The organism is Halomonas sp. 3F2F, from assembly GCF_014897805.1.
Lineage (GTDB): Bacteria > Pseudomonadota > Gammaproteobacteria > Pseudomonadales > Halomonadaceae > Vreelandella.
The window spans coordinates 1-25,678 of the sequence record NZ_JABUZE010000181.1 but is presented as its reverse complement, the minus strand read 5'-3'; the positions used below and the strand labels follow the sequence as shown (position 1 = coordinate 25,678).

At 53.4% G+C, this 25,678-nt stretch carries 24 protein-coding genes and 1 pseudogene; 14 read left to right on the top strand and 11 right to left on the bottom strand.

From position 1 onward, the window contains the following. Window positions 1-230: 230 nt before the first annotated feature. From putP to INT21_RS18030, 7 genes and pseudogenes are all read right to left on the bottom strand, one after another. Window positions 231-1,721, bottom strand: a complete 1,491-nt coding sequence (gene putP / locus INT21_RS18055; protein ID WP_193068422.1) for a sodium/proline symporter PutP — start codon at window positions 1,719-1,721, stop codon at window positions 231-233. Between the two features lie 237 nt (window positions 1,722-1,958). Continuing rightward, entirely contained in the window at window positions 1,959-5,624 is a 3,666-nt protein-coding gene (putA, locus tag INT21_RS18050) for a bifunctional proline dehydrogenase/L-glutamate gamma-semialdehyde dehydrogenase PutA (RefSeq protein WP_193068423.1), read from the bottom strand. Window positions 5,625-5,670: 46 nt separating this feature from the next. Continuing rightward, a pseudogene (locus INT21_RS20815) lies at window positions 5,671-5,772 on the bottom strand (1-pyrroline-5-carboxylate dehydrogenase); the annotation flags it as partial. Continuing rightward, window positions 5,745-5,885: a hypothetical protein gene (locus tag INT21_RS18045; protein ID WP_193068424.1), complete on the bottom strand. Its 141-nt coding sequence runs from the start codon at window positions 5,883-5,885 to the stop codon at window positions 5,745-5,747. The gene INT21_RS18045 and the pseudogene INT21_RS20815, both read right to left, overlap by 28 nt. A 259-nt stretch (window positions 5,886-6,144) precedes the next feature. Continuing rightward, window positions 6,145-7,038, bottom strand: a complete 894-nt coding sequence (locus tag INT21_RS18040; RefSeq protein ID WP_193068425.1) for an AraC family transcriptional regulator — start codon at window positions 7,036-7,038, stop codon at window positions 6,145-6,147. A gap of 26 nt (window positions 7,039-7,064) precedes the next feature. Continuing rightward, window positions 7,065-7,424: a hypothetical protein gene (locus INT21_RS18035; protein WP_095604612.1), complete on the bottom strand. Its 360-nt coding sequence runs from the start codon at window positions 7,422-7,424 to the stop codon at window positions 7,065-7,067. 277 nt (window positions 7,425-7,701) lie between these two features. Continuing rightward, window positions 7,702-8,109 carry a CBS domain-containing protein gene (locus tag INT21_RS18030; RefSeq protein ID WP_038483124.1) on the bottom strand — a complete coding sequence of 136 codons (408 nt, stop codon included), beginning with the start codon at window positions 8,107-8,109 and terminating at the stop codon, window positions 7,702-7,704. Between the two features lie 257 nt (window positions 8,110-8,366). Between INT21_RS18030 and INT21_RS18025 the strand changes: the two genes are divergently transcribed. The 8 genes from INT21_RS18025 to INT21_RS17990 all read left to right on the top strand — a co-directional run bounded on the left by INT21_RS18025 (window position 8,367) and on the right by INT21_RS17990 (window position 14,726). After that, window positions 8,367-8,912, top strand: a complete 546-nt coding sequence (locus INT21_RS18025; protein WP_193060503.1) for a YqaE/Pmp3 family membrane protein — start codon at window positions 8,367-8,369, stop codon at window positions 8,910-8,912. Window positions 8,913-8,997: 85 nt separating this feature from the next. Further along, entirely contained in the window at window positions 8,998-9,867 is an 870-nt protein-coding gene (locus INT21_RS18020; protein WP_193060504.1) for a carboxylate/amino acid/amine transporter, read from the top strand. 116 nt (window positions 9,868-9,983) lie between these two features. Then, a complete protein-coding gene (locus tag INT21_RS18015) occupies window positions 9,984-10,964 on the top strand; it encodes an NAD(+) kinase (protein ID WP_038483133.1) in 981 nt (326 codons plus the stop codon). Window position 10,965: 1 nt separating this feature from the next. Next, entirely contained in the window at window positions 10,966-11,952 is a 987-nt protein-coding gene (locus INT21_RS18010; RefSeq protein WP_193060505.1) for a metallophosphoesterase, read from the top strand. Window positions 11,953-12,159: 207 nt separating this feature from the next. Further along, complete coding sequence (locus INT21_RS18005; RefSeq protein WP_193060506.1) at window positions 12,160-13,011, top strand: rhomboid family intramembrane serine protease; 852 nt, start codon at window positions 12,160-12,162, stop codon at window positions 13,009-13,011. Window positions 13,012-13,022: 11 nt separating this feature from the next. Beyond that, complete coding sequence (locus INT21_RS18000) at window positions 13,023-13,307, top strand: YeaC family protein (protein WP_038483142.1); 285 nt, start codon at window positions 13,023-13,025, stop codon at window positions 13,305-13,307. Beyond that, on the top strand, window positions 13,291-14,157 hold the full coding sequence (locus tag INT21_RS17995) for a DUF2797 domain-containing protein (protein ID WP_193060507.1): 867 nt from the start codon (window positions 13,291-13,293) through the stop codon (window positions 14,155-14,157). The genes INT21_RS18000 and INT21_RS17995 overlap by 17 nt, the downstream gene beginning before the upstream one ends. Window positions 14,158-14,300: 143 nt before the next feature. Further along, the gene (locus INT21_RS17990) at window positions 14,301-14,726 is read left to right on the top strand and encodes a CopD family protein (protein ID WP_095604605.1); all 426 of its coding nucleotides are present in this window, start codon (window positions 14,301-14,303) and stop codon (window positions 14,724-14,726) included. Window positions 14,727-14,781: 55 nt separating this feature from the next. Here INT21_RS17990 and INT21_RS17985 read toward each other — a convergent pair whose 3' ends face one another. After that, window positions 14,782-15,249 carry a DUF2231 domain-containing protein gene (locus INT21_RS17985; RefSeq protein WP_038483151.1) on the bottom strand — a complete coding sequence of 156 codons (468 nt, stop codon included), beginning with the start codon at window positions 15,247-15,249 and terminating at the stop codon, window positions 14,782-14,784. A gap of 50 nt (window positions 15,250-15,299) precedes the next feature. On the opposite strand from INT21_RS17985, the gene coxB reads away from it, so the two are divergent. The 4 genes from coxB to INT21_RS17965 are packed head-to-tail and all read left to right on the top strand — an operon-like array spanning window position 15,300 to window position 21,476. Beyond that, window positions 15,300-16,382 carry a cytochrome c oxidase subunit II gene (coxB, locus tag INT21_RS17980; protein WP_319022709.1) on the top strand — a complete coding sequence of 361 codons (1,083 nt, stop codon included), beginning with the start codon at window positions 15,300-15,302 and terminating at the stop codon, window positions 16,380-16,382. Beyond that, entirely contained in the window at window positions 16,379-18,904 is a 2,526-nt protein-coding gene (ctaD, locus tag INT21_RS17975) for a cytochrome c oxidase subunit I (RefSeq protein WP_193060509.1), read from the top strand. Before coxB ends, ctaD begins: the two co-directional genes overlap by 4 nt. A gap of 5 nt (window positions 18,905-18,909) precedes the next feature. Continuing rightward, window positions 18,910-19,254: a hypothetical protein gene (locus tag INT21_RS17970; RefSeq protein ID WP_193060510.1), complete on the top strand. Its 345-nt coding sequence runs from the start codon at window positions 18,910-18,912 to the stop codon at window positions 19,252-19,254. A 23-nt stretch (window positions 19,255-19,277) separates the two neighbouring features. Continuing rightward, window positions 19,278-21,476: a heavy metal translocating P-type ATPase gene (locus INT21_RS17965; protein WP_193060511.1), complete on the top strand. Its 2,199-nt coding sequence runs from the start codon at window positions 19,278-19,280 to the stop codon at window positions 21,474-21,476. 8 nt (window positions 21,477-21,484) lie between these two features. On the opposite strand, the gene INT21_RS17960 is transcribed toward INT21_RS17965, so the two are convergent. Continuing rightward, the gene (locus INT21_RS17960) at window positions 21,485-21,784 is read right to left on the bottom strand and encodes a winged helix-turn-helix domain-containing protein (RefSeq protein WP_193060512.1); all 300 of its coding nucleotides are present in this window, start codon (window positions 21,782-21,784) and stop codon (window positions 21,485-21,487) included. Window positions 21,785-21,855: 71 nt separating this feature from the next. On the opposite strand from INT21_RS17960, the gene INT21_RS17955 reads away from it, so the two are divergent. Beyond that, window positions 21,856-22,710, top strand: coding sequence for a LuxR C-terminal-related transcriptional regulator (locus tag INT21_RS17955; protein ID WP_193060513.1), 855 nt, complete (start codon window positions 21,856-21,858; stop codon window positions 22,708-22,710). A gap of 107 nt (window positions 22,711-22,817) precedes the next feature. After that, window positions 22,818-24,086 (top strand): tyrosine--tRNA ligase, encoded by a 1,269-nt coding sequence (gene tyrS, locus INT21_RS17950; RefSeq protein ID WP_193060514.1) that lies wholly within the window; start codon window positions 22,818-22,820, stop codon window positions 24,084-24,086. On the opposite strand, the gene INT21_RS17945 is transcribed toward tyrS, so the two are convergent. After that, entirely contained in the window at window positions 24,083-24,943 is an 861-nt protein-coding gene (locus INT21_RS17945; protein WP_226924553.1) for a PA0069 family radical SAM protein, read from the bottom strand. The two genes, tyrS and INT21_RS17945, sit on opposite strands and share 4 nt — an antisense overlap. 318 nt (window positions 24,944-25,261) lie before the next feature. After that, the gene (locus tag INT21_RS17940) at window positions 25,262-25,573 is read right to left on the bottom strand and encodes a hypothetical protein (protein WP_226930694.1); all 312 of its coding nucleotides are present in this window, start codon (window positions 25,571-25,573) and stop codon (window positions 25,262-25,264) included. Window positions 25,574-25,678: the final 105 nt, after the last annotated feature.

Sequence of the window (25,678 nt, the reverse complement as noted above, 5' to 3'; positions counted from 1 at the left end):
CAGTGAGTGGTTAACATGAACCGTTGTTCGACATGATCGCGAACCATGCAAAGAGTGTATCGGGTAGAGGAGGGCAGGTTATTGACCTGGGGCAAAGAGTGGAGCGCCGCCGCTAAATAATGGGCTTTTAAAAGAGGCTGTCAGAAGTGAAAGAGGCCTTCCCGTGGCATGGGAAGGCCTCAATAATCAGCTAATTGTTTAATTAAGCTGAGTGTGTCATTGACGCTCGTCTAGCGATCAATATGCTGATATTCACCCGCATCGGCAGTTATGCTACTAACCACCAAGATGGCAATAAAGGCAGCGATGAAGCCAGGGATGATCTCGTACACGCCGGGGCCACCCATAAATTCTCCGTTCCAGCCTAATGCAATCCAAATCATGACGGTAGCAGCACCCACTACCATGCCTGCAATGGCGCCAGCTCCGTTCGTGCGAGACCACATTAGCGACAGAATGATCAGCGGGCCAAATGCTGCGCCAAAGCCAGCCCAGGCATTACTTACGAGCCCAAGAACTTGCGAGTCCGGATTTGACGCAATCACAGCGGCCACCAGACCAACCAGTACGACACAGATTCGACCGACCTTTACGCACTCTTTATCGGTTGCTTCCTTTCTTAGGAACAGGCGATAGAAATCTTCGGTTAATGAGGACGACGATACTAACAATTGGCTGGAAATGGTGCTCATAATTGCAGCAAGCAGTGCCGCATAGAGGAAGCCGGTGACCAGCGGGTGGAATAGCAGGTTCGCCAGAATGATGAAGATCGTTTCTGGATCCTCGATATCCATGCCGTTGCGGACTGCATAAGCCCGGCCAAACAGACCTAGAGAGACCGCGCCAATCAGGGAAATAAGCATCCAGCTCATGCCGATATTACGGGCAGTCGGGACATCTTTCAGCGTCCGGATGGCCATAAAGCGCACAATGATGTGGGGTTGACCGAAGTACCCCAGTCCCCAGGTAACCGCAGAGAGCCAGCCAATAAAGGTCAGCCCTGACGTCCAGGATAGCAGGGTGGGGTCGACTTCATTTAGCGTCTGCGATGCTTGGGAGAACCCACCGCCGCCTTCGCCAAATAGCACCACTGCAGGCATGATTACTAGCGCCAGCATCATGATGCAGCCTTGCACGAAGTCAGTCATACTCACGGCCAGGAAGCCGCCAACAACGGTGTAGACAAGTACCACTCCAAGTGTAATGAGGATGCCTACAGCGTAGTCGCTCATGCCGCCGATGTTAAAAATACCGGCAAACGCGCTTTCAAACAGTTTGCCCCCAGCGACTAGACCTGATGCCGTGTAAACCGCGAAAAAGATGACGATAACGATAGCAGACACCGTGCGCAGTGAATGCGCACGTGTCGGAAATCGGTTTGCCAAAAAGGCTGGAATGGTAATCGCATTACCGTAGTGAACCGTCTGTTCACGCAGTCGGGGGGCGACCAGGGTCCAGTTGAAGAACGCACCCACCAGAAGGCCAATGCCGATCCAGGCGGATCCCAAGCCGGAAACAAACATTGCGCCGGGCAACCCAAGCAGCAACCAGCCGCTCATGTCCGAAGCGCCAGCCGATAGAGCTGCTACTTGTGGACTGAGGCCACGTCCCCCCAGCATGTAATCTTCTGATGAAGATGTCGCTTTGCGCATGGCATAAATGCCGATGGCGATCATGAGCGCAAAGTAGGCAAAAAGACTAATCCAAACACCGATAGCCATGAAAGTTCTCCAATTTGTCAGGACGGAGCTAGCTCCGACAGGTTAGCGCGCTTGCCGTGCAGAACCGCTAGTAGCACGCATGTTTAACTCCGCTTCTTATTCGTGTAGCAAGGCGCTACCGCTTGGTCCTCGATATTCCTTGCTAGGGAAGCGCCTGTACTGGCCGCCTCCCGGCAACACGAGGTTATTGTCGTCTAAGTTTAGTTGAGAAGCATGGCGCCGACAAAGCCAGCGGGCCTATTCGGCCGTTGCCAGCAAGCTGGCGTTGCCACCCGCTGCGGTCGTATCGATGCACAGATGACGTTCCACCACGTAGCGATCTGGTGAAATGGTCTGAGTCTCGAGCGGCACGATGGCACCGTCGCGCTTAGCGAGTGCTATACGCAGTTCATGCGTCCAATCACTTTTGCCAGCCGCGGCGACGGCGGCAATCCCTTGGACCTCGCTTAGTGTATCTGCTGTGATGCTACCGTCGAGCCCAATCACGGGGGCGCCTGCGTCGACCAGCGGCTGGACGGCTTGAGCTGCGCCTGGTGCAATCACTACTGCAGTACAGCCCGCGCCAAGCGCCTGTACTGCTTGGGCAGCGGCGATATCCAGCGTTGGTCCAAGGCAGAGAACAGCGCCTTTTGGATACATCGCCAAGCGGTTGCTTTCCCCTGTGGGTCCTGGAAGCGTCTGCGGTGTCATGTCGAGTGCCGCTGTCTCGTTAAGGGCCTTGCGGATCACGCCGCCTTTGCCGGAGAGTGCCTTGCGGAGTGCCTCGATTCGATTGGGTCGTACCGCCCAGTTCCGCGCATCCAGCCCATCTAAGGCCGATTGGAGGTCGCTGAGTGAGAGGGTTTTCCCCTCAGGAGCCTTGTGGTGCTCGGCGGTGGCAGTGCGGCGGAAGCGAGTAACATAGAGCGGGCCACCGGCCTTGGGCCCGGTGCCCGAAAGGCCTTCGCCCCCGAATGGCTGGGAGCCGACAATGGCGCCGATTTGGTTACGATTAACATAAACGTTGCCAACATGGATGCGCTCGACGATTTGCTGCACACGATCATCGATGCGGGTATGCAGGCCGAAGGTCAGTCCGTAGCCTTTGCCATTGATGTCGTCGACCACGTTGTCGATGTCTCGCGCCTTGAAAGTAGCCACGTGTAGAACCGGGCCAAATATCTCGCGTTCGAGATCCGCAATGCCCCCCACCTCAATGACCGCGGGGGTGACGAAGGTGCCAGCTTCCGGTGCGGACAGTTTCTTCAACACCTTACCTGTCTTCTCGTGCGCTGCTACGTAGTCGCTTATCTCGGCTTGGGCGTCGGCGTCGATCACGGGTGAGACGTCGGTGTCAGTATTCCAAGGGTCGCCGATGGTGAGCGAGTCCATGGCGCCATAAAGCATGTTGAGCAACCGGTCGCGCGCCTCTTCCTGCACATACAGCATGCGTAGCGCTGAACAACGCTGCCCAGCCGACTGGAAGGAGGAGATTAAGATATCGCGGACTGCCTGCTCGGTCAGCGCCGTAGAGTCCACGATCATCGAGTTGAGGCCGCCAGTTTCGGCAACCAGTATCGCATCGGGCCCTGCGTTCTGCGCCAGGGCTTTGTGGATAATCTGTGCCACGGGGGTCGAGCCAGTGAAACAGACACCAGCGATACGTGGGTCGCTAGTCAGCGGGCCACCCACCGTGGGCCCATCGCCAGGCAGCAGTTGAAGTGCTGCTTCTGGAAGGCCAGCCTCACGCATCAATTCGACGGCGCGGGCGGCGATCAGCGGTGTTTGCTCGGCGGGCTTGGCAAGTACCGCGTTGCCAGCCACCAAGGCTGCGGCGATCTGCCCGGTGGTGATGGCCAGTGGGAAGTTCCAAGGGCTGATGCAGACGAAGATGCCGCGGGCGCTACCGGGTTCTTCCGCTTCCAGCCGTTCACCCTCATTGGCGTAGTAGCGTAGGAAATCCACCGCTTCGCGCACTTCAGCGATGCCATCAAACATCATCTTGCCGGCTTCGCGGGTGGTGATCACGGTCAGCTCAGCGATATGTTCTTCATAGAGATCCGCGGTACGACGGAGCACTTTGGCGCGCTCGGCCACAGGACGTGCTGACCACTCGCGGAAACCTTCCTCTGCAGCATCGAGAGCGGCGGCTACCTCTTCAGGGGTGGCCTCATGCACCTTGCCGATAATACGCGAGCTGTCGGCGGGAGAGACTGCATCGCGAGCCGGACCTTGGGGGGCAGGATTTCCCACTAGCATGGGGCCTGCTGTCCAGGTCTTGTCAGCAAAGGTTTCCCGCGCATTAAGCAGCGGCAGGATCGAGGCGGGTTCGTTGATACGATAACCCTTGGAGTTCTTGCGATCTGGCGCAAACAGCTCACCGGGCTGGCGAATCAACGGGCTTGAGATGGCGTCGCCAAGCTGTTTAAACCCTTCCACTGGATCTCTTGATACTTCGCTCGGGGGAATCGAACTATCCACCACCTGGTTGACGAACGAGGAGTTCGCGCCATTCTCTAGCAGGCGACGTACCAAGTAGGCCAGCAGGTCGCGGTGAGCGCCGACTGGGGCGTAGATGCGGCAGTGCGTGCCCTCAGCCTCTTTAACGATGTGGTGCAGCGATTCGCCCATGCCGTGTAGGCGCTGAAACTCGTAGCTGTCCTTGTCATCGCCTGCCATGGCCACGACGGCGGCGCAGGTATGGGCATTGTGTGTGGCGAACTGTGGATAGATGCGGTCGCGCCGGTCGAGCAGCATCTGAGCGCAGGCCATGTAGCTGACATCGGTATTGACCTTGCGGGTGAAGACCGGGAAGGTTTTAACGCCCATCTCCTGGGAGAGCTTGATTTCGGAATCCCAGTAGGCGCCCTTGACCAAACGCACCATGATCTTGCGGCCGAACCGCTCGGCAAGTTCGTAAAGTGTCTCTATCACTGGCGCGGCGCGGCGCCCGTAGGCTTGTACAACGACCCCGAAGCCGTCCCACCCATCGAGGCTGGGGTCGGACATCAGTGCCTCGATCACGTCGAGTGACAGATCCAGTCGATCCTGCTCTTCTGCGTCGATATTGAAACCGATATTGGCTTTGGCCGCTTGTTTTACCAGTTCCAACGCACGGGGTACGAGCTCTGCCATTACCGTGTCACGGTGGGTGTACTCATAACGGGGATGCAGGGCTGATAGTTTTACCGAGATACCGGGACTGCCACGTACATCGCCCTTGGCCTGTTCGGCGATTGCGGTGATCGCCTTGGCATAAGCCTCGTGGTAGCGGACGGCATCCTCATCTGTGCGAGCTGCCTCGCCAAGCATGTCGTAAGAGTAGGTGTAGCCCTGTTTCTCAAGCTCGCGGGCATTCTTCATGCCTTCTTCGATGGTCTGGCCGAGTACGAATTGGCGGCCGAGAATCTTCATCGACTGACCAACGGCCTTACGCACTACCGGCTCGCCCATACGGCGTACTAGGCCGCGTAGCGCTCGGGTTGGGCCCTTGGGATCTTCTTCCAGCACTTTACCGGTTAGCAACAGCGCCCAGGTCGAGGCATTAACCATCGATGAGGACGATTTCCCCAGGTGTGCGCCCCAGTCGGACGGCTCAATTTTATCGTGGATCAGGTCGTCGATGGTTTCCGCATCAGGCACGCGCAGCAGGGCTTCTGCCAAGCACATCAGGCCGACGCCCTCGGTGGTGGAAAGGCCGTACTCGGCGAGGAACGCCTCCATCATCGAGGGAGACCTTTCTTTGCGCACACGCTCCACGTAGTTGGCACCGGCGGCAGCAACTTTACGTCGGTCATCCTCTGACAGCTTGATGCGTTCGATCAGCTCATGCAGCACCGCTGTTTCATCGGCGTCATAGTTGCTGCGGATGCGTGAGCGAAGATCACTCACGTCGCTATGCAAATTAAGATTAGTTTTGTTCATGATGGGGTTCTCCTTGCAAGTCGACACGTCAGCATTGCTGAGCTGTTCACTTATCGCCAAGCGCCAGAAACGACGCGTTACCACCCAGCGCGGCAGTGCTGTTGGTGATTGTTTTTTCAGTCACAAAACGCTGTAGGTAGTGTGGGCCAGCGTTGAGAGCCTTGATTCACTGACGAAGGCATCCTCATCGACAAGACAGTGATCACTGATACGCTCCATAAGCGTATCAAGATCAGTTTGCCAGATGGCAGGGTCACGCATTTTCTTGGCATTGAGGCCCCCATAAGTCTAAACAGAAAGCGAAAAGCTGAATCAAATAACCGAAATAAAGCGATGGTAGGGCACTGCGCCCAAGATAACGGTCGAATGTAGAGCGAGCTGCCATTAGGTGTATGTCGTTTTCATGGCAAAACGTGTCAAATTCTCGGCAAGAAACGCTTTTTAAGACTTTAGTTTAGTCTCTAAACGGCTGCCAGCACGCAAAATAGCGTGTTATGTGCCCAAGCTAACTGCTTCATCACTAGCGAAATGAGAGTGCGCCAGTCTTGACGCTTGCTCCTGAAGAAGGCGCGGAAGATGCTAACGAGGTTGCACCGGATGTTGAAGACGGCGCTAAGTGGGTCGCCGAATCGAGCGGCGTATTGGTTGCGCCTACTCCTTGGCGTAGCTGGCGGGGAGACAAGCCGTAACTACGCCGAAAAGCATGCGAAAGAGCGCTTTGATTGGCAAAGCCTGTTTGAATGGCTATGTCAGTGAGTGGTAGACGGCTTTGTAATACAAGCTGCCGAGCTGCGTGTAGACGTTGGCGTCGTACATACTGCCAAGGGGACAGGCCCGTTTGGACGCGAAAGCGTTCAGAAAAGTGTGCCTCACTAAGGCAAGCCAATTTTGCTAAATCAGCGACTCTCAGCTCATCGGCCAAGTGGTGGCGAATAAATCGATCGATTTGATCAAGATTGAGCCGCCGTTGTGATGCGCTCTCCGATGCGCCCAGACGAGCCTTTAATGAACCTAACAGCGTGGCAGCAAGCCGGTCTTGCTGAAAAGACATTGCCGACGTGTCAAATCCTTGGACGAGCTCGCTTTCTACGAAAGCAAGGTAGTGGCGCAATGGGTTGTCGAGTGCAAAAAAACGCGGTGCATCAAACAGTGCTACCAACTCGCGGTGTTCGCCCGTTAAAGCAGGCGCATCTTCAGGCAGATCCAGTATCAGTTGACGATTGTAGCCATTACCTGAATAGAAGTGTTCGTGATTCGCGGGAACAATGCAGCCTGAAAATGCGTTTACCCGGCCGCCGAGGCCTTCGATTTCAAATTCTGAAGAGCCGCACAGCGTAATGACGATTTGGTGAAAATCGTGGGAGTGATGCTTTGTGGCACTTTCTAAAGGGATTTGACGAATAGTACTCGGCATGGGGTCTCCTCGACACGACTGGCCTATTACTGCTGGCGCAGCGCTGTGTGTGCCGCTAAATGATCACGTAATGCTTTCAGTTCCGCGTAACCCTCTTGGTTAAGTAACGGTTTGCTTCGAGCAATTTGCCAATGGCGCCCGTGGGTGTCCATTAAATGTGATGCACGACGGCGGACACTCTCTAGGTACTCATCGTGGCGAATGGGGTAACCAATGATGGCATTCCACTCCGTTTCGCTGATGCTGCTTTCTAGCGCTTTGTCGAACAAATTGATCAGATCGTTAGGCTCAGTGCGGTAGCGTGGCGTACCTACGGTCATTAATATTACCAGCACGCCACCTATTACCAGCAAACAGACGCCAAACACTAATAAGTACAGCGCCATACTACACTCCCTGCAAAATCAGTATCAGCATTCGTTTAACAATGCACGACAGTATACGCCTGCTGCTCGTTAAGACGAAAATTTTGCAGTTTTGCGAACTTTTCCCCTACAAGGTGTCAGAGTGTGTACAGGCAACATCGCGATAGCAGTCGTTAATAGTGTTGTTCTGGCTATTGTTTTCGATCCCTTGCTTCCGCTGCTTATCAAGCAGCGGTTTTTTTTGCTTATCAATCGGTCGTTTTCTGACGTAGTACGGCAATAGATAGTACGGCGATAGTTAGTGTCGACGAATCGTTAGCAGCGCCATTAAGATATCGCGGCGTGTGACAATCCCCACTAAACGTTGCTGCTCCACAACGGGATAAACCTTTGGTTTTGCTCCGAGCATTTCCTGTGCTAAGTCGGTGATGCTTTTATTGGGCGTTGTGGTGAGCACGTCTTGGCGCATTAACTCACGTACCAGCGGCGCTTCATCATCGTGGTAGATGCTGTCCAATACGCGACCCATCACGTCCTGTTCGGATATAAAACCAATCAACCGATCAGACGCATCTACCACTGGAGCGCCTGGTAAGCGATGCAATGCCAAACCTTGGGCTAAGTTGGTGATAGAGGTTTGGCCAGTGACGCGATAGCAGTCCCGTGACATGACATCGCGTACGGTATCGGGGGTTCTATTATTCATCTTGACACTCCTTGACGTAATACGCGCAGTTTCACTCTTAAAGAGAGTAGAGCAATAACTGCTTGCGGCATGAAAGCCATGAATCACAAGAACCATGAGTCACGAGAGCTATGAGTCACAAGACCTATGAGTCATAAGAGCCATGAGCCACGAGACCTATAATTCTATTAATGTAGAAGATTTAACTCACCCTGCGTTGTCCTTATTATTGGTACATTCAACGCTTTGCTTCATTCCAGAAGCTGCAAGGAGTCAGTATGGACGCACGTGAATACCTCAATCGCAAAGGCGTTGGCATAGAAAGAGACCCTGAACGGCCCAACACATTAGAAGAAAAAGCGTGGGAGAGAGCTCGTGGGGCAGGTAGCCAGCGTCCAAAATCCGGTACACCACATGATTGGGAAGATTGGGAGCGCCATCACGATGATTTGGCAGACGGCGCGGAAACGTTAGAGCAGAAAATTGATAAAGAGGCTCACCAAAAAGCACTAGCTAAAGAGAAGCAGCAAGCTGAGCAAGCGCAAGCGGCGGTAGAGCACTTTACGCCTACCGTGCAAACAAATGAGGCTGATAGCGCGCTTAAGCATCAAACCCAATCACCTATTGCTTCTGAAGGCGTGCCAGCATCGCCTCAACCGACATCGGTTCTGTTTGCCTACCGCGCGTTAGCCGTTTTGCTACCGCCTTTGGCCGTTGGGTTAACAGAGGGCGGGGCAAAACGTGTTGCTCTTAGTGTTGTATTGACGTTGTTGGGCTGGCTTCCTGGCGTAGTGCATGCGTTTATATGGTTAAAAAAGCACTAAGCTAGCGATTCTTCGCCTAGCCCATTGGCAGTTGTTGTGAAGCGCGTATAATCCCTGTCAACTTTTCTTTTCGGTGGGGTTTACTATGGGCTACCTTGTTAGCGTGACGGCGCTGTGGGCGTTCTCATTCTCGTTGATTGGTGTATATCTGGCAGGCCAAGTAGACAGCTACTTTGCGGTGCTTGTACGGGTAACGCTCGCCATGCTGGTGTTCCTGCCATTTTTACGGCCCAGCTTGCTGCGGGGAAAACAGCGTTTAGCGTTAATGGCATTGGGTGCGGTGCAGTTAGGCGTCATGTACACCTTCTTCTATCACTCGTTTTTACTGCTATCGGTTCCTGAGGTTCTGTTATTCACGATTTTCACGCCAGTTTATATTGCACTTCTAGATGACCTAATGTTTAAGCGCTTCACGCCTATTTATTTAGTGACCGCCCTATTGGCGGTGATCGGGGCAGGCGTCATTCGTTACGATGGTATTGATAGTGGGTTCTTGCTGGGCTTTTTGGTAGTGCAGGGGGCTAATCTCTGTTTTGCGTTAGGTCAGGTTGGCTATCGTCGTCTCGCAGCTGATTTGCCGCCCACCTTGGCGTGGCATAACGTTTTTGGCTGGTTCTTTATCGGCGCAATGCTAGTGGCACTCCCGGCCTTTTTGCTGTTTGGTAATACGGCAGCGCTGCCCAGTACACCGGTGCAGTGGAGTGTATTGGCATGGCTTGGGCTAGTCGCTTCTGGCGTGGGTTATTTTGCTTGGAACCAAGGAGCCACCAAGGTCGATGCAGGAACACTGGCGATAATGAACAATGCATTGGTACCCGCTGGTTTGGTGGTTAATCTGGTGATTTGGAACCGGGATGCAGATATAGGCAAGCTACTATTGGGCGCCGCTATCATGGCCGCTTCTCTGTGGTTAAATCACTGGTGGTTGCAGCGTCGTCGCGCTATATCTGTCTAACTAATTCAAGCTATTGTTTTTGCCCAGAGTAACCAGCGGTTTCGCGTTGCGCTGGGCAATTTGCTCGACACCCTCATACTCTCCATAATGTGGGCTGATGCCAGCGAGAGTTGTCCATGTCTAACACCCCATCGTCAGGTTTAGCACCCTTGAGCCAGGCCGAACGCACGCAGCCTTTAGAAGAAGCGCCCCTTAAAAAAGCGACGTCCTCTAAAGCGACGTCCTTTAAAACAATCGGCTTAATCGGCCGCTTAGGCAGTGACAAAGTGGTCGATTCGCTTAAGCGGTTGGTCAGCTATCTAGTTGCCCACGATTATAAAGTTCTGATTGAAGACCGGACCGCAACGGTGTTACCGAACCATGGACTGCCTGAAGCCAGCCGCCGCATGTTGGGGGAGCTGTGCGATTTGGTCATCGTTGTGGGGGGAGATGGTAGCCTTCTCGGGGCTGCCCGCACGCTATGCCTTAGCGGTACATTGATGTTAGGCGTGAACCGGGGGCGGTTAGGCTTTTTAACGGATATTTCTCCTGATGAACTAGAAAGTCGGGTTGGCGAAGTGCTGGCGGGAGAGTTTGAAGTTGAAGAGCGTTTCTTGCTAGATGCCGTGTTGTACCGAAACGGTAAAGCGGTGGGTAGCGGTGCTGCGCTCAATGAAGTGGTGGTTCATCCAGGTAAAGCGGTGCGCATGATTGAGTTCGAACTGTTTATTGATGGGCAGTTTGTGTATAGCCAGCGTAGTGACGGCTTAATTATTGCCACGCCCACTGGTTCAACCGCCTATGCACTTTCTGGCGGCGGGCCAATCATGCACCCCAAACTTGATGTAGTGACGTTGGTGCCCATGTTCCCTCATACGCTGTCGAGTCGTCCTATTGTGATTGACGCTGCCAGTGAAATCCGTGTTCACATTGGTGAAACCAATCAGACCTATCCCCATATCAGCTGCGACGGACAAACTCGTGCCGTGGCTAAACCTGACGATGTGCTCGTTATTCAACGAAAACCAGAGCGCGTTCAGCTCGTGCATCCTATTGGGCATAACTTCTATGAAGTGTTGCGCAGTAAACTCGGCTGGAGCCATCGGCTAGGGGATTAATATGGAGGGCTACGATTTAATCGGTGATGTACATGGGTGTGGTGCAACGCTGGCAGCGTTATTAGAACGGCTTGGCTATCATCGGCGGGGCGGGGTATATCGTCACCCACGCCGAAAAGTGATCTTTTTAGGTGATTTAATTGATCGTGGCCCGCGTATTCGTCTAGCGGTTACCATCGCACGCAGAATGGTTGAAGAGGGCGAAGCATATATTGTCATGGGTAATCATGAATATAATGCCCTGGCCTATACGCACCCTGCGCCCCCTGGTAGCAACAAGCGCTGGCTGCGCGAACATACGCCGCGCCATAACCGTATTATTGAAGACACGCTGGCTCAGTACCGCGATTATACAAACGAGTGGGAAGACACCTTGGCGTGGTTTAAGACTATTCCACTCTGTCTGGAGCTGGATGGGATTCGTGTGGTGCATGCCTGCTGGGATGACGAGTTGATTCGACAGCTCAAACAGCGCGCGCCCAACGCCTGCATGGACAATCACTTTCTGGTTGAGTCCACTGACCCCTCGACACAAGCCTTTCGTATACTTGATCGCCTAACCCGTGGGCCTCATATACCGTTACCAAAAGGCATTGCGATACACTCAGGCGATGGCTTTACCAGGCAGAGCTTTCGTGCGCACTTTTGGTCAGCGAACCCCCAGCAGTGGGGGGACGTGGTATTTCAGCCAGATAACCTTCCTGGTGACCTAGAGACCAGAACGCTGACCGATACTGAACGTCAGCGCCTTAGTTATTACGGCCCTGAACAGCCACCTTTATTTATCGGCCATTACTGGTGCGAGGGTATTCCCGCCTTACCAGCACACAACATTGCCTGCTTGGATTATAGTGCGGTGAAATTTGGCCGTTTAGTGGCTTATCGCTGGAGCGGAGAAGCGCGGCTCAACGCTGATCATTTTGTGTGGATACAGGTGCCAAAAGAGGAGCGTGCACTGCCTAAACCGTGGGAAATAGATTTTGATTAATAGCGATATTTTCCAGCTTTACACACGGTTACATATTTTTTTCAAAATCGCTGAACTAACGGTGTTGTCGGTTATCAGAGTAAGTGTTCCCTTGAATGATCCCTTGCTTTTTGATCCGGCGGCCCCCTCCGCCGGATTTTTTTCGTCTATCCGTTGGTGACGCGGCGTGACGTTACGCCGATTCTTATTGGTTGAAAGGAACCTGCCATGCATCCAGTAATGCTTTTACCCACGGGCGCGGACACAAAAGAGCTGCGTAAAGCTCTATGGCACTACCGCATTGGTCACCGCATTACCGATGAAGCAGATGGCCAGCTGCTATGGGTTGCCGACCCGCGCCAGCATGATGAAATGAGATCGTTGGTGAGTCGCTGGGAGCGAGGTGAGCCTCTGATTACGACGACTGTTCGACCCACCCACCGAAGCGGGATGAATCGTTTGGTGCCGATGTTGCGCCAAGTGCCGGTTACAGCGCTGATGATTGGTATTAGCCTATGTGTTTTTGCCCTAACAGGGGTATTTGGCGACTTACTAATTGTAGGGCTCACCATCGTGCCAGTGGGCGTTTCAGGTGGGCAGCTCGTATATGGCAACCTTAGTGACACAATGATGTCTGGCCAAGTATGGCGCTTACTGTCGCCTGCGTTTTTACACTTTGGCTGGATGCATTTGATCTTCAACCTGATGTGGGTATGGTACTTCGGGCGTCAAATCGAGCAGCTTCAGGGTAGTCGTACCATGCTGCTACTGCTTCTGGTTGCCGGTATTGGCGCTAACATTGCGCAATATGTCACTGGCACAGTGCTGTTTGGCGGTATGTCTGGTGTGGTTTACGCCTTGCTGGCCCATGTGTGGCTGATGTCTTATCGTGCCCCGCAAAGCGGATTTTTCGTCCCCCAGATGCTAGTCGTCTTCATGCTGGGCTGGATGGTGTTCACCATGACCGATATTGCCGGTAGCGTGGGTTTTGGCAACGTAGCGAATGAAGCGCACTTGGGCGGGCTGCTCGTGGGGCTGGTCACAGGCTGGTATTATTCATCCAAACGAAGCAAACATTAAAGGTGCCTACGATGAGTGACATGACCTTCGATAAAATGATTAACCAAATGACGCCCGCTATTTACGAAAGCCTTAAGCAGGCAGTGGCGTTGCGCAAATGGCCCGATGGCCGGTATTTAACGCCAGAACAGACCGAATTGTGCCTGGAAGCGGTGATGCGTTTTGAGGTGGAGAATAACGTTCCTGAAGAGAGTCGTGTCGGCTATCTGGAGCAGCGTACCTGTGGTGCTGGCGCGACCGGTGCCGGTGTTTCCCCTGAAATGGCAGGCCTTGCCCGGGATGCCACGCGTGACTGATGATCTGTTTGCCTCGGTAGCATCCCCGGTGCAAGGATGTTTGCAAAAAATGGCGGCTGATTTGCCTAGTCGCCAAGATGATCGGGTGGTGTATCACCTTCGCGCGGGCGACCATCGAATGCCTCTGAATGAGCGTATCGGCTCGCCGATGCGACTTGCCTGGAGCGGTGCGATTGCTTGCACCCACTGCGGGCGGGCAACCAAAAAAAGTTTTGCTCAAGGCTACTGTTACCCCTGCTTTAAGCGTTTAGCCCAGTGTGATACATGCATCATGAAACCCGAGACGTGCCACTATCATCAGGGCACCTGCCGGGACCCCGAGTGGGGCGAAAAACACTGCTTCCAGCCACACATTGTCTACTTAGCGAACTCATCCGGTTTGAAGGTAGGTATCACCCGCAAAACGCAAATGCCAACCCGCTGGCTGGACCAAGGGGCCATTCAGGCATTGCCCATTCTTGAGGTAAATACCCGGCAACAGTCTGGTTTTGTCGAAATGCTCTTTAAAGAGCAGGTGGCCGACCGAACTAACTGGCGTGCCATGCTTAAAGGCGAGGTGAAACCATTGGATTTGTGCGCAGAGCGTGACCGTCTTTTTAACCTGTTAGCCGATGGGTTAGGGCAGTTACGTGACGTGCACGGTGCGGATGCCATTCGTACGCTGGATGAAACGCCGCTGGACTTTCATTATCCCGTGGCGACTTTCCCAAGTAAGGTGACGTCCCATAATTTTGATAAGCAGCCGCTGGTTGAAGGTACTCTTCAAGGTGTAAAAGGGCAGTACCTGATCTTTGATAGCGGGGTTATTAACCTGCGTAAATTCACCGGTTACGAAATCGCTGTGGAGTAGCCTTCGCTATATCTCCTAACGCGGGCTTTTAACTGATTATAACTGCCTATCTTCGCTATCCTGCCTAGCTAGAGTCGCTTTTGTTAACTAAGGTTATCTGGGGTGAATCCCGTTATCGCCTTACGCAACGCAAGGAAGCCTCAATGCCATGGCTAAAACTTCTGCACATCGCCGCGCTAGTTACTTGGTGCGGCGCGCTTCTCTATTTACCCGCTCTGCTTTTGCATGCGCTCCAGCTGCGTAAAGACGCTGGATTCGCTCAAGGCACGCCCCCCATGCCACGTTTCTTCTATAACTCCATCGCAACACCTGCTGCCTTGGTCGCCATCGCGTCGGGCACGCTGCTGTTTCTGCTGCATGGCCTTCTTGGGGGGTGGTTAATTCTAAAGCTAGGTGCCGTGGTGCTAATGGTGGCTGCCCACGGCTGTTTCGGTTGGCTGATTTTGCGGCTGGAAATGGGGATTTTCAAAGGCGTAAAAGTTGCCAGTCTATGCGCCTTAATCCTCGCGTTAACGGGGATATTGGGTGTGCTTGGGTTTGTGCTCTCCAAACCGCTGGCTTGGAGTTAACGCAATGAAGATTATTCCCTTAAGTGCCAACACTACTATTGCCGACATTGCGCTGTTAAGGCGACTTCTCAACGTCGACGCCGACAGCATGCTCGTATACCAACTGGCCGCCCAGCCAGCCTGCCAGCGCGATCAGGCAGGCAGTGACCAGCGAAATGGCCAGCCCCCAGGGCAGTACCGCACCAGGTTCATTAAATCGCAGAAGCCAATTAAGCGACGCCAGGGAAAGCATGACAACGGCCACAATCGCGTGGCTCCAGCCGGTGATCAGGCGGCGGATCCGCGCCACGGTGACCAGGTCAATAATGCCCGCTACCGAAGCAATCCAGCCGCCAAACGCGCCTACCCCCGCCAACCACAAACCGCTGCGCAGCCAGAAAGGGTCTTGGGTATACCAGTAAGCCAGGTCGCTGGCGACCAGCGCCATCAGTGCGGCCACAGGAAAGTGGATCATCACTGGGTGAAGCGGATGGCCAGCCAGCGCGGCACGGCTTTTTATCGAGCGTTGGGGAGTAAGTGTCATGGTCACTTCCTGTGGTTAGACAAAGCGAAAAAGTCATTCAGACCAACGGCATGCCAGGAAAATTGCAAATGAGGGAACGTAATGGCGTAACGTCCACCATCATTTCATATTTATCGTCACGATGGGTCCGTCGAACAGCATGCTTGCTTGGGACTTTCTTACTGGTGAGCTTAGCGGGCTGCACAGGTGATAGATCTATCTTAGACCCTGCTGGGCCTGCTGCGCGAGACGTGCGGTTAATTTGGTGGGTAATGCTCGGATTTGCCACCCTTGTACTGATTGGGGTGACAGCTCTTTGGCTTTACGCCTTTAAACCAAGAAATGTGGAACGCACACCTGCCCAGGAGCGCCGTATCGCTCGCCGGTGGATTATTGGCGGCGGCATTATGTTGCCTGTGGCCAGCATTACCGCGCTGCTACTGTTTGGCGTTCCCGCCGGCCAGCGGATGCTAACGCTACCCATGAGCGAACCGCCAGAAGTTATCGAGGTGATTGGCCATCAGTGGTGGTGGGAAGTGCGCTATCCCGATGCTGAAGGCGGTGAGGTTGTTACCGCTAATCAACTGGTGATGCCTGCTGGAGAGCCAGTAGATTTTCATGTCAGTGGTGCCGATGTGATTCATGCGTTTTGGGTGCCCCGGCTGGGGGGGAAAATAGATATGTTGCCGGGCCGCGTAAATAAAATTCGTTTACAAGCTGATGAACCCGCGGTGTTTGGTGCGCAGTGTGCCGAACTTTGCGGCGTGGGCCATGCCCATATGCAATTGCATGTGGAGGCCTTGCCACGCAGCGAGTTCGAGGCATGGTTAACTGCAAGACAAGAGACGACGCTTAGCGAACTGGCCGTTGCCGATGCTACTTACGACGACGCGCGAGATGCTTTTATGACGCATTGTGCCCGCTGCCACCAGGTAGCGGGCGTTAGCCAAGGGGGCATTGGGCCAACGCTTTCAGATGTGGGCGGTCGCGCCACGCTAGGCGCGGGGGTGATTGCCATGGAAGAAGGGGCGGTGAGTCGCTGGTTGCAGCATCACCAAACGCTAAAGCCAGGCAATAAGATGCCTACCCACAGTGAAATTGAAACGGACACCTTGGATGCCCTGGGTGCTTGGCTGGAGGCCTTGTCACCATGAAGAGTGTCAATCAAGAAGCCATTGAGCATGACCCGCAGCAATTGCACGAAGACTTGCACACCATTTGGGGGAATCCCAAAGGTCTAAGATCCTTAACTATCGTCAATCACACCACGCTTGGCCTACGTTTTATGGTCACGGGGATGGTGTTTTTCCTGATTGGCGGCATTTTAGCAATGCTGGTGCGAACCCAGTTAGCGATGCCCGACCAAAACTTTATGTCGCCAGACATTTATAATCAGGTCACCACCATGCATGGCACGGTGATGATGTTCCTGTTCGCCATTCCTATGCTGGAAGGGCTGGCGATTTACCTGATCCCAAAGATGATTGGTGCCCGCGACCTGGTCTGCCCTCGGCTAACATCACTTGGCTATTTCTGCTATTTATTTGGCGGGATTATTCTTACTTCCAGCCTGATTATTGAAATGGCGCCGTCCAGCGGCTGGTTTATGTACACCCCGCTTAGTAGTAAAGAGTTCTCGCCTGATCTGGGCTCGGATTTTTGGCTGTTGGGCATCACGTTTGTGGAAATTTCTGCAGTGTCTGCGGGTGTAGAGTTGGTAGTGTCGATATTGCGCACTCGCACTCAGGGCATGGCGCTGCATAAAATGCCGTTGTTCGCTTGGTATATCTTGGCCATGGCACTGATGATTGTGGTGGGGTTTCCACCGTTGATTCTTGGCAGCGTTTTACTGGAACTTGAGCGCGCCGTTGGTATGCCATTTTTCCAGATTGCGGGAGGCGGCGACCCCATCCTGTGGCAGCATCTGTTTTGGCTGTTTGGTCACCCTGAGGTGTACATCATCTTTCTACCTGCCGCGGGCATTGTTTCGACGCTAATACCGGTTTTTGCCGGGCGGCCTATTGTCGGTTATGGGTGGGTGGTAGCTGCCATCGCTATTATGGGCTTTATCAGTTTTGGGCTTTGGGTACACCACATGTTTACAGTGGGTATCCCACAGCTGGCTCAGGCATTTTTCTCGGCGGCTAGCATGCTGGTGGCGGTACCAACGGCGATTCAGGTGTTCGTTTGGCTGGCTACCCTGTGGCTAGGTAAACCTAAAATGAAACTGCCCATGCTTTGGGTGATGGGCTTTTTAATTATTTTCGTTTGCGGTGGTTTAACTGGGGTGATGTTGGCGCTAGTGCCATTTAACTGGCAGGTGCACGATACCCACTTTGTGGTGGCCCACATGCACTATGTATTGGTGGGTGGCATGTTCTTCCCACTCATTGCCGGGCTTTACTACTGGTTGCCGCTATTTTCCGGGCGTATGCCATCTGAAAGCCTCGGGCGTTGGGGGTTCTGGCTAACCTTTTTAGGCTTTAACGGTACGTTTCTGATTATGCATTGGACGGGCCTTTTAGGTATGCCCAGGCGTGTTTATACCTATGAGGCTGGCTCCGGGTGGGAGATTTATAACCTGCTCTCATCCGTCAGCAGCTTTGTGCTATCGGCGGGTATTGCCATGGTGTTGCTGGATATCGCGCTGCACTTCCGGTTTGGTAAACCCGCCAAACAGAACCCATGGAATGCCGATACGCTGGAATGGGCTAACTCGATGCCCCCAAGCGCTTATAACTTTGTCAGCTTACCTACTGTAGAAACACGGCATCCGTTGTGGAATGACCCGAATTTGCCACATACCATGGCGAAGGGTATGCACGGCTTAGCGGTGGCTTCCCACGGCCGGCGTGAAATGTGGGGTAGCGACCCGATTACAGGCAAAGTGCGCGAAATCATTCACCTGCCTGGTAACTCCTGGTGGCCGCTGTTGGCTGCAGCAGCGCTGGCAGTGGTGTGCATTAGTTTATTAACCCGTGTCTATGCGCTAGCGGGCATCTTTGTAGTGATTGCTGGCGTGTTTCTACTGCGCTGGTCGTGGGAGAACGGCGCACACCCGAATGCAGCCCCTGATGCAGGGGTAAAACCAGGCGATCCGCCGCTTCATTCACGCACGATGGATGGCCCTGGGCTTTGGGCAATGGCGGTGTTTTTAATTGCCAACGGTTCGTTCTTTCTTTCCTATCTGTTTGGCTGGTTTTATCTATGGACTGTTTCGCCTGAGTGGCAAATGCCAGATACACCGCCGCTGTCTCTGCTGATAATGGGCATGGCTGGCGGGGTGGTTATAGCAGGGTGTGTGGTGATGGAGAAGCTGGTACGCGGGCTGCGTCAGCAGCGTGATGCAGGGTTAAGAGCAAGCCTCTATTTAGCCGCTGTGTTAGGCGTATTTCAAGTGGGGCTCGCTGGCTGGGCGCTGTGGCGAGCCGATCTTTCACCGACCCAAACCACCCACGATGCGGTGATGCTGGTGGGGCTTGTTTACGCGCTTTTTCATGGTGGCCTAGCGGTTATCTTAACGGTGTTGCAAGGCATGCGCGTTGGTTATGGCTACGTGGGTGCGCAGGCGCCGTTTGAACCCGCCGTAGTGGCACTACTTTGGCGCTATAACGTGGTCACATTCTGGTTGTTAGTCGGGGCGTTGGCGATACTGCCTCGGGTGATAGGAGGATAATGGTGATGGTACTACTACATTTTACTCATCCCATCCACTTAATTATCGGACTAACGCTATGGAGCCTATGGTTTGTGGCGGTTTATAGCGGCCTTTCAGTAGCCTGTGCGGTGGCGCCACCATCGCCAGAAGCGGGAGCGCTTACAGGTCTTAATGCCGCGCTAGGTGGTGTTAGTCTCATTACTGCCGTAGGGCTTGCGGCGCTTGCCTGGGGGAGTTGCCAAGTGGCGAAGCAGCATCAAGGTCGCCAGCGCTTTCATGCCACTGTCTCGGCATGGCTATATTTGTTTTCCGCTTTCGGTGTGGTGTTTGCGGGTATGCCGATTATCAGTGTGCCGCCTTGCCTATAAGTCATAACGCCCACGTTAGCTCGATGCCAGAAGACGATAAAACATCTAGCCATGACACACCCCTCTATACCCTGCATGGTATGTGGTGTACCAGCTGTGCTCTGGCAGTAGAGGGGGCGCTAGCACGTCTGCCTGGGGTCATCGACGTTAGCGTCCACTACCCCACGGCAACCGTGTGGGTGAAAGGTGCGCGAGAGGCTGTCGATCTGACGGAGCTTGCGCCGGTAGTCAAACGGCTGGGTTATCGGCTAACTGAATTAGAAGCCGTCGATGATGCCCATGATCGTCTTGAGCAGGAGAGCCGCTACCTTACCTTGCGGTTGTTAGTAGGCGCCGTATTCGGTATGTGGACCATGTTGGCATCACTGCTTATTTATGTGGGAGCGCTACCGAGCGCATCGATAGAGCAAGTGGTGGCGTGGATATCGGGTGCCTTTGCGCTACCCATAGTGGTGTATTCGGGCTTGCCGTTTTACCGAGCAGGCTGGCGCACGTTACTTGCCAAACGCCCAGGGATGGATGTGCTGGTTAGCCTTGGCGCGATCGGTGCAGTGAGTGTGTCGATTGGGTTGTTGTGGCGCGGCTCGTCGGAGGTGTATTTCGATACGGCGGTTATGCTGATTGTGTTGTTGCTCGTTGGGCGACTGGTAGAAACGCTGTGCCGCCACCGTGGGCTGAAAGCGCTGGATGCACTGGCATTGCCAGATGCGGCTATAAGCGCTTGGCAAAAGGGGGCCTGGGTCTTACTTCCTATTAATGATGTGGCCGCGGGTACGCGCGTTAAGCTAGCGCCGGGGGAGTTAGTGACGCTAGATGGCATTCTTGATGCTCCCGGTTGGATTGATACCGCCTCACTGACCGGTGAAAGCTTGCCACGTCACTTCAATGCAGGGCAGAGAGTGTATGCCGGCTGTCGCTACCTAGGCACGACACCACTGATAATGCAGGTCACTGCAGGGGTTGGTAAACGCCGATTGGATCGACTGCGTCATGAAATGCGCCGCTATCAGGCCCAAAAAGGGCAACTGCAGAAACTAGCCGACCGTTTTGCCGCCTGGTTAAGTCCTTTGGCACTTGTGCTCTCGCTAGTGACGCTGCTTGGTGCGCTACTCGTTGGATTGGGCTGGGAGGATGCATTGGTGCGTGCTCTCTCAGTGCTCGTGGTGGCATGCCCCTGTGCCGTTGGGCTGGCGGTGCCTTTGGCTAGTCTTGCCGGTAGCGGTCAGGCTATGCAACAAGGTATTGCGCTGCGTGACCCCGCCGCGCTAGAAATCTTGGCGCGTATTCGTTCAGTGGCGCTTGATAAAACCGGAACCTTAACGACAGGATGCCATGCGGTACTGCACTGGCAATCGCGGGCTGGCATTGATGAACACACGTTGCAGCACAAGCTAACTAATGCCGTTGCCGGGAGCGAACATCCGTTAGCGCAAGCATTGGCGCGCTGGTCTGGTGGCCAAGATGAACAAAGCTCTCAGCCTTGCATAGAAGATGTTGATGAATTCCCCGGGGAAGGACGCCGTGTTCGCCTTGTAAACGGTGAATGTCTGATGATAGGCAGCGCCGGTTGGCTGACACGACAGCAGGTTGATGTTCCTTCCCAAGCGGAAGAGGCCACGCTAGCTTTTGCTTCCCAGGTAATACTGGCGGATGAGTCAGGCTGGCTGGCGACGTTCTACCTAACCGATCAACCCGTAGACGATGCAGAGCTAAGCGTGAAGCGCCTGCTAGGGTCAGGTTATCTGGTTGCAATGATCAGTGGTGATCGTCAGGGCGCGGTTAGTTGGGTAGGTGAGCGTGTTGGTCTGGTGCGCGAAGCTTGCTATGCCCAGCGCTCTCCGGAAGCCAAGGCACGGCTATTACGCGGGTTACCATCGCCAACACTGTTTGTGGGAGATGGCGTAAACGATACGCTAAGCTTGGCGGCAGCAGACGCTGGCATTGCCCCACTGAGTGCCAGCGAAGCTGCCCGCGAGGGAGCATCCGCCCAGCTCATGACGCCAGGGATTGGTGGGGTAGTGAAATTGCTTAGCATTGCCAAGCGTACGCGGCGCGTTATGGAGCAAAATCTTTTCTTCTCGGCACTCTATAACACCCTGGCACTTGGCGTGGTCGTCGTCATGGCCATACCACCGTTGATCGCAGTACTCGCCATGGCAATAAGCTCGCTCAGCGTGACGCTTAACGCCGCACGATTAGCATGGTCAGAGCAGGAACAATGAGTCAGTGTTTAAGCGTAACCAAGAGACTGCTTTAGCCGTTCCGCATGAGCAGCAACCCAGCGAGGATCTATCGCCCCCCAGTCACGTATCTGGTAGTGGCCAATATTATGGCGCTCACCTTCGCCTTTCTCGAATACGCACTCGATATCCAGCTCCGCAAGTGAGGTGATAGTATCCTGCGCGGTACGACGAGGCATACCGGTGGCCTCAATTAATGCGGGCACGCTCGCGATACCTTGCTCAATTAAGTACGCTACATATAGACGGCGGTAAAAACTCGACTTGGTTTTGCTTAAAGCGGTGGTCATGCAATCTCCTGTTGAAGCGCAAAATAGCGGTAAAACGATGAAGCCAGCATAGCGGCGGGGTGGCGATGGTAATGGCAAATGATAGCTCGGTGCATAGTCAGGAAATAACGTTTTCGAACGAGCTTATTAACCAAGCGCTCGCAGGTGCCATCAGTACGTTGCGCACTATCCACTTTACCTCACATTTTACCAAGCTTCTGCGTACATTAGTTACCTTCGACTGTACTGTTATAGTGGGCTACCGACCCGCTAAACACCCTATTTATCTGTTCGACTCCCTACCGGAGCAGCGCGAACTACTGTTCCAGCGTTATTTGATGGATGCCTATCAGGAAGACCCATTTTTGCTACTGCTTGCCCAGCAACAAGAGCAAGGCGTTTTTAGCATCGAAGACACCTCTCTATTTAAGCGCGTTAGCGATACTTATCAGCAAGGTTTTAATCAGCAAACGGGCTGGCAGGATGAGGTATGCATTATCTTGCAACTGGGTGGTGAGGATTGGTTGGTGATATACCTGGGGAAATTAAGCGGTCCGGAAACTCAGCACACTGGCTTTACATGTGCCGATCGCGCTCGGCTAACCGGTTACCTGGGTGTGCTCTCCGCACTTTGCAAGCAGCATTGGCAAGTACCATTTCATCTTGCTAGCACGACAGTAAATAGTGACATAGCGGCAACGCTGCGCCAATCCGTCGAAAGCTTTGGGAAAGCACTACTAACTCCAAGAGAGCAGCAGGTTGCTGCATTGATGGTACAGGGGATGGATAGCCAGGAGATTGCTGAATACTTAGCGATAGGCCTCGGTACGGTTAAGAATCACCGCAAACGCATTTATGCCCAGTTGGGCGTTACCTCACTGAGTGAGCTATTCGGCCTGTTTCTCAATCATATCGTGGCGGCGTCAGCTAGGCCTGACTACCGCTGACCAATGCCTTTATCTCTATTATCGCTATTTGTCCCTATAGGGATATCGTACTTTATCTAGGTGCCCCTTAGCCTAATGCTATTAATTAATTGCAAAGGGGCAGCATCATGGACGCTACGGCATTATTGCAGGATCTGAAGCAACGTGGGCTGGTTGCGCAGTCGACGCATGAGCGGCAGGCGCTCAACGAGCTGCTCAGCACCCCGCAAACCATCTATTGTGGCTTCGACCCGACGGCGGGCAGCCTACACATTGGGCATCTAGTGCCACTATTGATGCTTAAGCGCTTTCAGGATGCCGGGCACCAGGGCATTGCCTTGGTTGGCGGCGCGACAGGCATGATTGGCGACCCTAGTTTCAAAGCCACCGAGCGATCGCTAAACTCTCCTGACACCGTTAAAGGCTGGGTGAAGTCGCTAGAAGAGCAGATCTACTGGCTGATGGCTGCGCATTTAGAGGCGCCGTTTAAGGTAGTCAACAACGCAGAATGGATGAGCGGAATCAATGTGATCGAGTTCTTCCGTGATGTGGGCAAGCACTTTTCCATGAATGCCATGATTAATCGGGAATCGGTCAAACAGCGGCTAGAGCGCCCCGACCAGGGAATGTCGTTCACCGAGTTTAGCTACGCACTACTGCAATCCTACGATTTTGCCTATTTAAACCGCACGCTGGGCTGCAGTTTGCAGATTGGCGGTAACGATCAGTGGGGCAATATTGTCAGCGGTATCGATTTAACCCGCCGTCTCAATGGTGGGCAGGTCATGGGGATGACGCTGCCGCTTATTACCAAGTCAGACGGTACCAAGTTCGGCAAAACCGAAAGTGGCACTGTATGGCTCGATCCAGCGCAAACGTCGCCCTATAACTTCTACCAGTTTTGGCTAAACACTGATGACAGCGACGTCTACCGTTTTTTACGCTACTACACCTTTATTAGCTGCGATGAGATTGACAAGATTGAAGCCAATGATCGAGCCGTGGCAGGTAAGCCCCAGGCACAAATGATACTGGCGGAAGCGGTCACTCGTTTCGTTCATGGTAATGAAGGGCTAAAAACCGCACAGCGCATTTCTCAAGTGCTCTTCAGCGGCAACGTAGCCACGCTAACGCAGCATGAACTTGAGCAACTAGCACTAGATGGTTTGCCATGTATCCAGATATCGCCAGAAGAGCCGTTAGATAGCGTACTCGTCAAAGGAGGTTTAGTTGGCTCTAAACGCCAAGCTCGTGAGCTGATTGAGCAGGGGGCAGTGCGCCTGAACGGCGAACGGGCTGTACAAACCCGCTTGGAGGAAAGCTTCGCGTTATTTGATACCTATTGGGTCGTACAAAAAGGCAAAAAGCACTTCTGCCTGTTTAAGCGCGCGTGCTAATAGAATAAATCCCCTTGCGCCCGTGGTGGTCGAAAGTCGCGGGTATTCAGGCCCTGTTCGGTGCGTGGCTGCATGTTCCACTGGCGGCTGGCGCGATTAAAGCGCTGGGCGATCAAGTCAGCAAAGACACCTTCACCACGGAAGCGTTTACCAAATTGTGCATCGTAGTTTTTGCCGCTTCGGCATTGGCGAATCAAGCTCATTACCTTAGCCGCTCGCTCGGGGTAGTGGGCTTGTAGCCATGCTTCAAACATTGGTGCGACTTCATAGGGCAGGCGCAGCAGCATCCACGTTGCTGTGCGCGCGCCAGCCCGGCTGGCCGCTTCAAGAATGCGTTCAATTTCGTGATCAGTAAGGCCAGGAATAATCGGTGAGACCAGCGTACCCACTGGAATGCCTGCGGTGTTGAGCTCGCGGATCACTTTTAAGCGCGCCTGAGGCGAGGCCGTCCGGGGTTCCAAGGTACGCTTTAGGTTGGCATCCAGACTTGTCAGGCTAACAAGCACCCGCACTAACCGATGCTCGGCCATTTCTGCTAGCAGGTCTAAATCCCGCAGTATTAGCGTGCTTTTAGTCACCAGGGTGACCGGATGCCTGCATGCCAGTAGCAGCTCCAATAAACGACGTGTTGTTTGGTATTTCGCTTCCAGTGGCTGATAACAGTCGGTGTTGCCGGAAAGGTTGATAGGACGACAGACATAATGGGGGTGGCTAAGCTCGTCTGTTAAGTGCTCAACTAAGCCTGTGCGGGCGATTAATTTAGTTTCAAAATCGAGACCCGGTGATAAATCCCAGTAGGCGTGGGAAGGGCGAGCGTAGTGGTCGCACCTTAAAGTGAAGTTGTAGATATGATTCATTAAGCAATTGTTTTTTATTGTTAAATTTGATATTCCTGTAGATCTACAAAAAACGTCAGTTTAGTCACCAATATGACTATAGAGCGTCTACACATTGGTAATCTGGTACCAAATTTTTAATTTTATTTGCAAAAGATATCCTAGGTTGCTTTTGTTAATCGCTGCACAAATCTCCCCAAAACAACTTCGTAGCTAAAGGCGCAGGAGAGTCTGATGTTGCAGGTATTGTCTGGAAAGCAACGATGAGATAAATTCTTAAGGAAAAGAATTTCCGTATTAAAAAGCTTCCTTGCCATCAGAAAAAATTCTCCAGATCAATTACATTAAAGAGAGTAGGTACTGACGGTAGTAGTGAGAAAAACTCAGCGTCAGCAATGAATGCTCAGTTACTTGTAGCTCACTCTTTCTGTTCTCCTCTGCTGCGGGAAGGAAGTGACCTTTATTTTCTTTTACGTCCTCGGTAATGCCATTTGTGTGCTCTGCATGGGATTTAGTCAGACGATCATTAAGCTTTTTTGCCTGCAGCGTGGATTGATCCTCGGGAAGGTCATTCGCGATTCTTTGCGAGTATTTACGCAGGGTAGGTTCAGCAATCACGTAAAGCCACGCTTCCTTATCTTCAATACCCATCTGTCTTAAAATACGGCCCAGAACCTGTCTGTAGTGAAGCTCGGTGCGAATGCGACTGAGGTAAGTGCTTATTCAAAATTAATCGCGTGATCAGCTTCATAGCTA